An 11,796-nucleotide genomic window follows, 5' to 3' on the forward strand; every position below is an offset into this window, starting at 1 on the left:
TTCGCCTGATTTCATGATGAGGGTTCATCAATGCGCCGCGACGATCTCGTCGATCTCAACGCTTTTCTGGCCGTGGCCGAGGAGCGCAGCTTCACCCGCGCCGCCGCGCGGCTCGGCGTATCGCAATCGGCGCTCAGCCATACGGTGCGCCGGCTGGAGACGCGGCTCGGTGTGCGGCTGCTGTCGCGCACCACGCGCAGCGTCGCTCCGACCGAGGCGGGCGAACGGCTGGTCGCCAAGCTCGGCCCGGCGTTCGACGAAATCGAGGGGCAACTCTCCGCGCTCGGCGCGTTGCGTGAACGGCCAGCGGGCACGATCCGCATCACCGCGACCCAGCATTCCGCCGAAACGGTGTTGTGGCCGGCCGTCCGCACGCTGATGGCAGATTATCCCGAGGTGAAGGTCGAGATCAGCGTCGATTCGGGCCTGCGCGATATTGTCGCCGAGCGGTTCGACGCCGGAGTGCGGCTGAGCGAGCGCGTCGCGGCGGACATGATCGCGGTGCGGATCGGGCCGGATCTGCGCATGGCGGCGGTCGGCGCGCCCGACTATTTCGCGCGCCATCTCGCGCCCGCCAGCCCGCAGGATCTCGCCGCGCATCGCTGCATCAACCTGCGGCTTTCCACGCTCGGCGATCTCTATGCGTGGGAGCTCGACCGCGACGACCAGCATCTGCGGCTGCGGGTCGACGGGCAATTCACCTCCAACCATGTGCCGATGATCCTGCGCGCCGCGCGTGCCGGCTTCGGCATCGCCTTTCTGCCCGATCAATATGTCCATGAGGATGTCGCCAGCGGCGCGCTGGTGCGCGTGCTGGAGGATTGGTGTCCGCCCTTCGCGGGCTATCATCTCTATTATCCCAGCCGGCGCCAGCCGACCCCGGCGTTCGCGCTGCTACTGGATTTGCTGCGCGAAGGCGCACGCGGGTAGCGGAGCCGCTCATCAGGCGCCCGCCCGGATTTACGTCCGCAGCGCGAATTCCGGTCTGGAAATCCTAGTCGCGCTTGCATATAGCGCATGCCTTCGCTGACCGGCTTCGCCGGATGCCGTGCGGGCGTGGTGAAATTGGTAGACGCGCGGGACTCAAAATCCCGTTCCGAAAGGAGTGTCGGTTCGACCCCGACCGCCCGCACCATTTACGGACCCGAAGCCGTTACGGCAGCAGCAGGGACGCATCCCCGTAGGAATAGAATCGATAGCCGTCGGCGATGGCATGAGCATAGGCGGCCTTCATCCGATCCAGCCCCATCAGTGCCGAGACCAGCATGAACAGTGTCGAGCGCGGCAGATGGAAGTTGGTCATCAGCCCGTCGATGCCCTTGAAGCGATAGCCGGGCGTGATGAAGATCGCCGTGTCGCCCTCGAACGGCTGGATGAGGCCGTCGCGGTCGGCGGCGCTTTCGATCAGGCGCAGGCTGGTGGTGCCCACCGCGATGACGCGACCCCCGGCGGCACGCACGGCGTTGAGCCGCGCGGCGGTGGCGGGGTCGATGCGGCCCCATTCGGTGTGCATGCGGTGGGCGGCGGTGTCCTCCGCCTTCACCGGCAGGAAGGTGCCCGCCCCGACATGCAGCGTCAGCGTCGCGTGGCCGATGCCGGCCGCGTCGAGCGCCGCCATCAGGCCGGGCGTGAAGTGCAACGCGGCGGTCGGGGCGGCGACCGCGCCTTTCTCGGCCGCGAACATCGTCTGATAATCGTCGAGGTCGCGAGCGTCGGCGGCGCGCTTCGAGGCGATATACGGCGGCAGCGGCATGCGGCCGGCGCGTTCGAGCAGCAGTTCGACCGGTTCGTCGCCAGCGAAGGTCAGCGCGAAGCTGCCATCCTCCTGGCGTTCGCTCGCGATGGCCGCGACGCCGCCACCGAAGTCGATCGCCTCGCCGTCGCGGATGCGCCGCGCATTGCGGATGAACGCGCGCCAGCGACGCGGCCCCTCGCGCTTGTGGAGCGTCGCGCCGATCTTGGCGCCCGTTCCGCCTCGCGGATCATCGCCGGAGGCGCCGCGCGTCCCCTCCAGTTGGGCGGGGATGACGCGCGTGTCGTTGAACACCAGCATGTCGCCGGCGCGAAGCTGACCGGGCAGATCGGTGACGGCGAGATCGCGCGTCGCGTCGCCATCGAGCACCAGCAGCCGCGCCGAATCGCGCGGGTTGGCCGGGCGCAGCGCGATCCGCTCGGGCGGCAGCGTGAAATCGAACAGATCGACTTTCATGACGGTGCGCCGGGCGGCGTTACTTGGCCTTCGCTGTCGGCTTGACGGCGGCGGGCGCCCTCATCGGCTTGGCGGGCGCACGCGGCGTCAGGAACGCGCCGCCGAGGCTGCTCGGCGACAGCGTCGCGGCGGGAGCGGGCGGGGCGGGCACATAGGCGGGCGGATTGTCGGCGGCGATATAGGCGTGGACGATCCGCGAGGGGTTCGCCGGTGGCTCGCCGCGCGTGATCGCGTCGACATATTGCATGCCGTCGATCACGCGGCCGAACACCGTGTATTTCTTGTCGAGCGTCAGCTTGGGATCGAACACGATGAAGAACTGGCTGTTGGCGCTGTCCTCCTTTTCCGCGCGCGCGGCCGAGACCGCGCCGCGCACGTGCGGCAGCCAGTTGAACTCGGCCTTGAGATCGGGGAGCGTCGAGCCACCGGTGCCGTCGCCCTTGGGGTCGCCGCCCTGCGCCATGAAGCCCTCGATCACGCGGTGGAACGGCAGGCCGTCATAGAAATGCTGGCGCGTGAGGATCTTGACGCGCTCGACCATCTTCGGCGCGGCGTCGGGCCGCAGCCAGATGACGACGCGCCCGCCGGTCGACAGGTCGAGATACCAGAGGTTCTCGGGATCGGTCGGCGAGGGGATGGGCGGGCGGCCGGCAATGGGGGTGTCGATGATCTGCGCGAAGGCGGGGCCGGCGAGCATGGCGAGCAGGAACACGACGAACCGAACAAGAAAACGCATTATGTCCCCGCGATAGGCAGATGAGTGCGGCCAAGCGCTTAGAGCAAATCCCAGCTTGCGCCAATCTGAACCTGTGGCGCGTCCGCCGGGCGCCGGAGCGGCGATCACGAACCCTTGCGGCCGATCTTCTCCACCCGCGCCGCCACTTCGGCGGCCACGGTGGGCGTCACGAACCGTCCGATTGGCCCGCCGTACAGCGCGATCTCCTTGACGAGCCGGCTGGCGATCGGCTGGAGCGATACGTCGGCCATCAGGAATACCGTCTCGATGCGCGGGTTGATCTGCTGGTTCATCCCCGCCATCTGATATTCATATTCGAAATCGGCGACGGCGCGCAGGCCGCGCACGATCACGCGCGCGCCCTCGCGCTCGGCGAAATCCATCAGCAGCGAATCGAAGCTGACGACCTGGACGTCGCCTTCGATCTGCGCGACCTCGCGCTCCACCATCGCCAGCCGCTCGTTCAGGCTGAACATCGGCGATTTGGACGCATTGGTGGTGACACCGATGACGAGCCGGTCGACCAGCTTCGCGCCGCGCCGGATGATGTCCATATGGCCGAGCGTGATCGGATCGAATGTGCCGGGATAGACGCCAGTGCGGAGAGTCATGGTGTGCTCCGTGGGTAGGAGGACAGGGGATGCGACAGGCGCGTCGCCCCGGCGCAGGCCGGGGCGACGGTGAATCACCGATCCCTTTCGAGGATGAAGCGCGCGATGTCGCGCAGCAGATCGGCCTCCGCGCCATAGCTGCTCAGATGCGCCACCGCCTGATCGACCAGGATGCGCGCCTGTTCGCGCGCGCGCGGCAGGCCGAGCAGCGACAGGAACGTCTCCTTGCCGGCCTCGCCATCCTTGCCGAGCTTCTTGCCGACCGCCGCCTCGTCGCCCTCGACATCGAGGATATCGTCCGCGATCTGGAAGGCGAGGCCGATGTCGCGCGCATAGCCGCGCAGGTGCGCGCGGCCCTCGGCGGGCAGCCGCCCGAGGATCGCGCCCGCCTCGACCGAACAGGCGATCAGCGCGCCGGTCTTCAGCGCCTGCAAGCGGGTGATGGTCGGCAGGTCGAAGCTCGATTTCTCCGCCTCGATATCCATCATCTGCCCGCCCGCCATCCCGGCGGGGCCAGCGGCGCGGGCGAGATCGAGCACGAGTTCGCTGCGCACGAACGGATCTGCATGGGTCGCGGGATCGGCCAGTACCTCGAAGGCGAGTGCGTGGAGCGAATCGCCCGCGAGGATCGCAGTCGCTTCGTCGTAGAGCTTGTGGACGGTCGGCTTGCCACGGCGCATGTCGTCATCGTCCATCGCGGGCAGATCGTCGTGGATCAGCGAATAGACGTGGATACATTCGATCGCGAGACCGGCACGGCCCGCGCAATCGCGATCGACGCCGAACAGCCGCGACGTGGCATAGGTCAGCAGCGGGCGCAGCCGCTTGCCGCCGCCGATCGCGGCATGGCGCATCGCCGCATACAGGTCGCGGCGGGGATCGTCGGGCAGGGCGAGCAGCACGTCGAAGCGCGCGTCGATATCGGCGCTGACGTGGGTGAGCGCGTCGCGGAGCGAAAGCGGGGTAAGCGCGGTCATCGTCAACTCGCGGCAAAGGGTTGCACGGCGGCGGGTCGCCCTTCCGCGTCGAGCCGAATCGCCTCGATCCGGGCCTGCGCGGCATCGAGCCGCTCGGCGCAGCGGCGGCGCAGCCGATCGCCGCGCTCGTAGAGGCGGATCGCCTCGTCGAGCGGCGCGGTTCCGGTCTCTAGCTGCGACACGATGGTTTCGAGCTCGCGCAGCGCGTCCTCGAACGTCAGGTCTTCAATCGGGCGATCCATCGCGCCGCTATGCGCGAGGCGCACGACGAGGGTCAAGGAGTGCCGCGTACGCGCCGACCCGTTCGCCGCGAAAGCCTGGCAAGGCTCCGGATCATTCCAGTTCGTACGATACCGCGCCGCGCCGGTCCTGATCGACCACGATCCGCCCGGCGGCGGGCGGGAAGGCGCGCTGCTCGCAGTCGCGGCGGGTGCAGATCCGACAAGATGTGCCGATCGGTGTCGCGGCGCCGTCGATGCGCAGGCCATCGGCATAGACGAAGTCGGCGGCGAACGACGCCTCGCATCCGAGCGCCAGCGCGTAGCGTCGCGGCAGCCGGCCGTAATCCTCGGTCGGCTTCACCAGCCCGCGCGCGATCGAGATATAGCGCACCCCGTCCGGGGTTTCGGCGAGCTGGACAAGGATGCGGTCGGGGATCGCCACCGCTTCGTGGACGATCCACAGCGGACAGGCGCCGCCGAACCGGGCGAATTTGAGCCGTGTCGCCGAGTGGCGCTTGGTGATGTTGCCCGCCATGTCGACCCGGCAGAAGAAGAACGGAATGCCAAGCGCGCCGGGCCGTTGCAGCGTCGAGAGACGGTGGCAGGTCTGCTCGAAGCTGGTGCCGAACCGCCGGCGCAGCCGGTCGATGTCGTGCCGCATCGCGCGCGCGGCGGCCCGGAATGCCTCATAGGGCATCAGCAGCGCGCCCGCCGCATAGTTGAACAGTCCGGCCGCCAGCAATTGCCGGCCCGAGTCCGAGCCGATCTCGGCCGAATCGACGATCTCCGCGACGAGATCGGTCGCGGCGAGGCGCATGTAACGGTCGGCGAGGGCGAAGCGGATCGTTTCGGGCGGCTGGCCGCCATCGATCCGCAGCACCCGCGCGTCCGGGTCGAACGCGCGCACCAGATCGGGCGCATCGACATATTCGGTGGCAATGCCGTGGTCCGCGCGCAGCCGTGCCGCGATCGCCGTCGCCGAATCGCCGTCCGCGATCCGCGCGGCGAGCGCCTCCGCGCGGCGGTCGATCGCGTCGACATAATTGCTCGCATCGTTGAACCAGTCGCGCACCGCGTTCCACGGCAGATGGTCGGTCGCGTTCGCGCGCGAATCGAGCTGGTCGTCGAGGATGCGGAGCTGCTCCTGCGCGCGCAGCAACGCCTGATGCGTCGCGACCAGCCGGCGGGCGAGCCTCGGCTGTTGCTGCGTCGCGCGGCGCAGCGTCGCCTCGTCGATCGGCTCGGCGGGGACGCTCGGATCGGCGGCGGCGTCGAGCGCTTCGGCGAACAGTCGGCGGTCGTCATTGGGGTCGAGCGGTGCCCAATGCGCGGGCGCCTCGCTCGACAGCGCGGCGAGCACGCGCGGCGTGAGCGGGCGATGGCCGCTCTCGATCTGCGACAGATAGCTCACCGACAGCCCGATCCGCGCCGCCATCGCCGCTTGGCTGATGCCGAGCCGGTCGCGCAGCGCGCGCAGTTCGTGGCCCGCATAGATTCGTCTGGTCGTCATCGCTTCCGCCCGGCCGGAGTTTTTCTGCCGTTCGTGCTGAGCTTGTCGAAGCGCGTGCTGCGCACGGTATCGCTTGGGACACGCCCTTCGACAGGCTCAGGGCGAACGGAGTGTGTACCGCATAGTTTGCAAACCCACCCCGCGCAACTTTGCAAGATCACAGTTGCGCGCGCGCCGCCGAGCGCGAAGAGAGGGCGCACATAGGAGAGCGTGATGTCCGCAACGATCGCCGAACTCGAACGCAAACGCGCCGCCGCGAAAGCGGGCGGCGGCGAGAAGCGCGTCGCCGCGCAGCATGCCAAGGGCAAGCTGACCGCACGCGAACGGCTCGACGTGCTGCTCGATCAGGGATCGTTCGAAGAATACGACATGTATGTTGAGCATAACTGCACCGATTTCGGCATGCAGGACCAGATCGTGCCGGGCGACGGCGTCGTCACCGGGTCGGGCACGATCAACGGGCGGCTGGTGTTCGTGTTCAGCCAGGATTTCACCGTGTTCGGCGGCTCGCTGTCCGAACGCCACGCCACCAAGATTTGCAAGGTCATGGACATGGCGATGAAGGTGGGCGCGCCGGTGATCGGTCTCAACGATTCGGGCGGTGCGCGGATTCAGGAGGGCGTCGCCAGCCTCGCCGGCTATGCCGAAGTGTTCCAGCGCAACGTGCTGGCGAGCGGCGTGGTGCCGCAGCTCAGCCTCATCATGGGGCCGTGCGCGGGCGGCGCGGTCTATTCGCCGGCGATGACCGACTTCATCTTCATGGTGAAGGATTCGTCCTACATGTTCGTCACCGGCCCCGACGTGGTGAAGACCGTCACCAACGAAGTCGTGACTCAGGAGGCTTTGGGCGGCGCGATCACGCATACGACCAAATCCTCGGTCGCCGATCTCGCGCTCGAGGACGATATCGAGACGCTGCTCGCCGCACGCGACTTCATCGATTTTCTGCCCTCGTCGAACCAGTCGCCGGTGCCTGAACGACCGACCTCGGACCCGTGGGACCGGATCGAGGACAGTCTCGACACGCTGATCCCGGCTTCGGCCAACCAGCCCTATGACATGCACGAGCTGATCCGGAAGACCGTCGACGAAGGCGATTTCTTCGAGGTCCAGCCCGCCCACGCCGGCAACATCATCACCGGCTTCGGGCGGATCGAGGGCAAGACGATCGGCATCGTCGCCAACCAGCCGATGGTGCTGGCCGGCTGCCTCGACATCAACTCGTCCAAGAAGGCCGCGCGCTTCGTGCGCTTCTGCGACGCGTTCGAAATCCCGATCGTCACCTTCGTCGATGTGCCGGGTTTCCTGCCGGGCGTCGGGCAGGAGCATTCGGGCATCATCAAGCACGGCGCCAAATTGCTGTTCGCGTATGCCGAGGCGACCGTCCCCAAGATCACCGTCATCACCCGCAAGGCCTATGGTGGCGCCTATGACGTGATGAGCTCGAAGCATCTGCGCGGCGACCTCAATTACGCGTGGCCCACCGCAGAGATCGCGGTGATGGGCGCGAAGGGCGCGGTCGAAATCATCTTCCGCGGCCTCAACGCCGAGGGCATCGCCGAGAAGACCGCCGAATATGAGGCGCGCTTCGCCAACCCGTTCGTCGCGGCGAGCAAGGGCTTCATCGATGAAGTGATCCAGCCGCATTCGACCCGGCGGCGGATCGCGTTGGGGCTGCGCAAGCTACGCAACAAGGCGCTCGAGAACCCGTGGAAGAAGCACGACAACATCCCGCTGTGATCTGGTGCCTCGCTCAACAGTTCGTGCCGAGCGCAGTCGAGGCATGGGCAGCGCATGACAGCGCTAATGGCCTGTCCCTCGACTCCGCTCGGGACGAACGGGCGCGGGAAGAACGGAGTACGTGACGTGACCGACAAGCCCACGCTCGACCAATGGGCCGCCGCCGCCGCGAAGGAGGTGAAGGGCAAGGATCTCACCTGGGCCACGCCCGAGGGGATCGACGTCAAGCCGCTCTACACCGCCGAGGACGTCGCGGGCATCGAACCCGGCCTGCCGGGGTTCGCGCCCTTCACGCGCGGCGTGCGCGCGTCGATGTACGCGGGCCGGCCGTGGACCATCCGCCAATATGCCGGCTTCTCGACCGCCGAAGCGTCGAACGCTTTCTATCATCGCAACCTCAAGGCCGGGCAGAAGGGCCTGTCGGTCGCGTTCGATCTCGCCACGCACCGCGGCTATGACTCGGATCATCCGCGCGTGACCGGCGATGTCGGCAAGGCGGGCGTGGCGATCGACACGATCGACGACATGAAGATCCTGTTCGACGGCATCCCGCTCGATCAGATGTCAGTCTCGATGACGATGAACGGCGCGGTCATCCCGATCCTCGCCTTCTTCATCGTCGCGGGCGAGGAGCAGGGCGTGCCCCGGCACCTGCTCGATGGGACCATCCAGAACGACATCCTCAAGGAGTTCATGGTCCGCAACACCTACATCTACCCGCCCGAGCCGAGCATGCGGATCATCTCGGACATTTTCGGCTACACCAGCCGCGAGATGCCCAAGTTCAACAGCATCTCGATCAGCGGCTATCACATGCAGGAAGCCGGCGCGACGCAGGTGCAGGAGCTTGCCTTCACCATCGCCGACGGCATGGAATATGTGAAATACGGCGTCGCCTCGGGCCTCGACATCGACAAGTTCGCTGGCCGCCTGTCGTTCTTCTTCGCGATCGGCATGAACTTCTTCATGGAGATCGCCAAGCTGCGCGCCGCGCGCGTGCTGTGGCACCGCGTGATGACCAACCTCGGCGCACAGGACGAGCGCTCGAAGATGCTGCGCACGCACTGCCAGACCAGCGGCGTCAGCCTCACCGAGCAAGACCCGTACAACAACGTGATGCGCACCACGATCGAGGCGATGGCGGCGATGCTGGGGGGCACCCAGTCGCTTCACACCAATGCGCTCGACGAGGCGATCGCGCTGCCGACAGACTTTTCGGCGCGGATCGCGCGAAACACGCAGATCGTGCTCCAGGAAGAGACGGGCATGACCAGGGTGGTCGATCCGCTCGGTGGCAGCTACTATGTCGAGAGCCTCACCCAGCAGCTCGTCGACGCTGCGTGGGAGATCATCGAGCGCGTCGAGGCCGAGGGCGGCATGGCCAAGGCGGTCGCGGCGGGCTGGCCCAAGGCGATGATCGAGGAGGCGAGCGCCGGCCGCGCTGCCCGCGTCGATCGCGGCGAGGATGTCATCGTCGGCGTCAACAAATACAAGCTCGCGAGCGAAGACCCGATCGACATCCTCGATGTCGATAACCACGCCGTGCGCGAGGCGCAGATCGCGCGCATCGCGAGGGTGAAGGCGGGCCGTGACGAGGCGGCATGCCATGCGGCGCTCGATGCGCTGCGTGAAGGGGCGGCGGGCACCGCCAACCTGCTCGAGCTCGCCGTGGAATGCGCGCGCAAACGCGCCACGCTGGGCGAGATCAGCCAGGCGATGGAGGATGTGTTCGGCCGGTACGGCACCAAGCCGACGCCGGTTTCGGGCATCTACGGCGGCGCCTATGGCAACGACGCCAAGTGGCAGGGGCTGATCGACGGCGTCGGCTCGGTGACGCGCGCCAAGGGCCGCCGCCCGCGCCTGCTCGTCGCCAAGATGGGGCAGGACGGGCATGATCGCGGCGCGAACCTGGTCTCCTCGGCGTTCGGCGATCTCGGCTTCGAGGTTGTGCCGGGGCCGCTGTTCCAGACGCCCAAGGAAGCCGCCGACCTCGCGATCGCGAGCGATGTCGACGTGGTCGGCGCGTCCAGCCTCGCCGCCGGGCACAAGACGCTGATCCCCGAACTGATCGGCCACCTGCGCGAAGCCGGGCGCAGCGACATCAAGGTCATCGCCGGCGGCGTGATCCCCGCGCAGGACTATCAGGTGCTGCGCGACGCCGGGGTCCAGGGGATTTTCGGCCCCGGCACGAATCTGGTGGACGCGGCGGGCGAGGTGTTGAAGTTGCTGGGGCACAATATGCCCCCAGTCGAGGAAGTAACCGCGTGACAAACACCGCAACATTGTCCCCCTCCCGCTCGCGGGAGGGGCTAGGGGAGGGCCTGTCCAAGGGAGAGACGCTGCTTGGACAGGCCCTCCCCCGACCCCTCCCGCAAGCGGGAGGGGAGATAAGGACCGACTGGACCCGGCAGGAAATCGCCGATCTCTTCGCGCTGCCGTTCGATGAACTGATGTTCCGCGCGCAAACCGTCCACCGCGCGCATCACACGCCCTCGCAGGTGCAGCTTTGCACGCTCTTGTCGATCAAGACCGGCGGCTGCCCGGAGGATTGCGGCTATTGCAACCAGTCCGCCTCCGCCGAGACCGAGCTCAAGGCGTCGAAGCTGATGGACGTGCGCGCGGTGCTGCAATCGGCGGCGCAGGCGCGCGACGCCGGCTCGCAGCGCTTCTGCATGGGCGCGGCCTGGCGCAACCCCAAGGACAAGGACATGCCCGCGATCATCGAAATGGTGAAGGGCGTGCGGCAGATGGGCATGGAAACCTGCATGACGCTCGGCATGCTGACGCCCACGCAGGCCGCGCAGCTCGCCGACGCCGGCCTCGATTATTACAATCACAATATCGATACCTCGCCCGAGAAGTACGGCGAGGTCATCACCACGCGCACCTTCCAGGATCGGCTCGATACGCTCGAGAACGTGCGCGAGGCCGGCATCAACGTGTGCTGCGGCGGCATCGTCGGCATGGGCGAGACCCGCGCCGATCGCGTCGGCTTCGTCCACGCGCTCGCCACGCTGCCGCGCCATCCGGAAAGCGTGCCGGTCAATGCGCTGGTGCCGGTCAAGGGCACCGTGCTCGGCGACATGCTCGCCGACACGCCGCTCGCCAAGATCGACGACATCGAATTCGTCCGCACCGTCGCGGTCGCGCGCATCACGATGCCGCTCAGCATGGTGCGCCTGTCGGCGGGGCGCGAGAGCATGTCCGAGGCGACTCAGGCGTTGTGCTTCATGGCCGGGGCGAACTCGATCTTCACCGGCGACAAGCTGCTCACCACCGGCAATCGCGGTGACAGCGCCGACGCCACGCTGTTCGCCAAGCTGGGCATCGTCGCGATGGAAGGCGAGGAGCCGGCGCGCGCCGCGAAAGGCTGCGCGTCATGCTGATGGCCGCACTCGCCGCCGCGACCCCCACCACAAGGCCGAGCCCCACGCCGGGGCCGCAGACGCAACGCGCGCTCGCCGAATATAAGGTGGCCGACACCGCGATGGTGAGCCAATGGCGCATCACCAATGCCTTCATGAAGGGCAAGGACGCGCAGGACCACCGCCGCAGCCACTTCGCCTTCGCCGACGCGCTGCTCACCAGCCAGCGCGCATGGATCGCGTATCGCGACGCCGCCTGCCGGGTCGAGGGCGGGGTTCATGCCGGCGACGTGCGGCAGGCGCTGATCGTCGCGCAGTGCAAGACCGCGCTGACGAACGCGCGGCGGCTCCAACTCAAGGGGCTGATGGCCAGCGAATGACGCATACCGCGCGCCTCGATCGTCATGCCGGACTCGTTCCGGCACCC

Annotated in this window: 11 protein-coding genes and 1 tRNA gene; 6 read left to right on the plus strand and 6 right to left on the minus strand. The window is 67.6% G+C overall.

Going from position 1 to position 11,796, the window contains the following annotated elements; genetic code table 11:
- The first annotated feature begins 30 nt into the window (after window positions 1-30).
- Complete coding sequence (locus tag BLS81_RS13490; protein WP_093224582.1) at window positions 31-930, plus strand: LysR family transcriptional regulator; 900 nt, start codon at window positions 31-33, stop codon at window positions 928-930.
- A 120-nt stretch (window positions 931-1,050) separates the two neighbouring features.
- Window positions 1,051-1,135, plus strand: a tRNA-Leu gene (locus tag BLS81_RS13495).
- 18 nt (window positions 1,136-1,153) lie between these two features.
- Here the strand turns inward: BLS81_RS13495 and queA are convergent.
- From queA to BLS81_RS13525, 6 genes are all read right to left on the minus strand, one after another.
- Window positions 1,154-2,209 (minus strand): tRNA preQ1(34) S-adenosylmethionine ribosyltransferase-isomerase QueA, encoded by a 1,056-nt coding sequence (queA, locus tag BLS81_RS13500; protein WP_093224583.1) that lies wholly within the window; start codon window positions 2,207-2,209, stop codon window positions 1,154-1,156.
- Window positions 2,210-2,228: 19 nt separating this feature from the next.
- A complete protein-coding gene (locus BLS81_RS13505) occupies window positions 2,229-2,945 on the minus strand; it encodes a peptidylprolyl isomerase (RefSeq protein ID WP_093224585.1) in 717 nt (238 codons plus the stop codon).
- Window positions 2,946-3,049: 104 nt separating this feature from the next.
- A complete protein-coding gene (gene coaD / locus BLS81_RS13510; RefSeq protein ID WP_093224586.1) occupies window positions 3,050-3,556 on the minus strand; it encodes a pantetheine-phosphate adenylyltransferase in 507 nt (168 codons plus the stop codon).
- A gap of 74 nt (window positions 3,557-3,630) precedes the next feature.
- On the minus strand, window positions 3,631-4,533 hold the full coding sequence (locus BLS81_RS13515; protein ID WP_093224588.1) for a polyprenyl synthetase family protein: 903 nt from the start codon (window positions 4,531-4,533) through the stop codon (window positions 3,631-3,633).
- Window positions 4,534-4,535: 2 nt separating this feature from the next.
- Window positions 4,536-4,775 (minus strand): exodeoxyribonuclease VII small subunit, encoded by a 240-nt coding sequence (locus BLS81_RS13520; RefSeq protein ID WP_093224720.1) that lies wholly within the window; start codon window positions 4,773-4,775, stop codon window positions 4,536-4,538.
- 91 nt (window positions 4,776-4,866) lie between these two features.
- On the minus strand, window positions 4,867-6,264 hold the full coding sequence (locus BLS81_RS13525; RefSeq protein ID WP_093224589.1) for a helix-turn-helix domain-containing protein: 1,398 nt from the start codon (window positions 6,262-6,264) through the stop codon (window positions 4,867-4,869).
- Window positions 6,265-6,477: 213 nt separating this feature from the next.
- On the opposite strand from BLS81_RS13525, the gene BLS81_RS13530 reads away from it, so the two are divergent.
- The 4 genes from BLS81_RS13530 to BLS81_RS13545 all read left to right on the plus strand — a co-directional run bounded on the left by BLS81_RS13530 (window position 6,478) and on the right by BLS81_RS13545 (window position 11,749).
- Window positions 6,478-8,004 (plus strand): acyl-CoA carboxylase subunit beta, encoded by a 1,527-nt coding sequence (locus BLS81_RS13530; protein WP_093224591.1) that lies wholly within the window; start codon window positions 6,478-6,480, stop codon window positions 8,002-8,004.
- 126 nt (window positions 8,005-8,130) lie between these two features.
- The gene (gene scpA / locus BLS81_RS13535; protein WP_093224592.1) at window positions 8,131-10,272 is read left to right on the plus strand and encodes a methylmalonyl-CoA mutase; all 2,142 of its coding nucleotides are present in this window, start codon (window positions 8,131-8,133) and stop codon (window positions 10,270-10,272) included.
- Window positions 10,273-10,391: 119 nt separating this feature from the next.
- Window positions 10,392-11,390, plus strand: coding sequence for a biotin synthase BioB (gene bioB / locus BLS81_RS13540; protein WP_176787181.1), 999 nt, complete (start codon window positions 10,392-10,394; stop codon window positions 11,388-11,390).
- Window positions 11,384-11,749 (plus strand): lysozyme inhibitor LprI family protein, encoded by a 366-nt coding sequence (locus BLS81_RS13545; protein ID WP_093224594.1) that lies wholly within the window; start codon window positions 11,384-11,386, stop codon window positions 11,747-11,749. Before bioB ends, BLS81_RS13545 begins: the two co-directional genes overlap by 7 nt.
- Window positions 11,750-11,796: the final 47 nt, after the last annotated feature.

The sequence above is a fragment of the Sphingomonas sp. NFR15 genome (assembly GCF_900103265.1).
Taxonomy (GTDB): Bacteria; Pseudomonadota; Alphaproteobacteria; order Sphingomonadales; family Sphingomonadaceae; genus Sphingomonas; species Sphingomonas pollutisoli.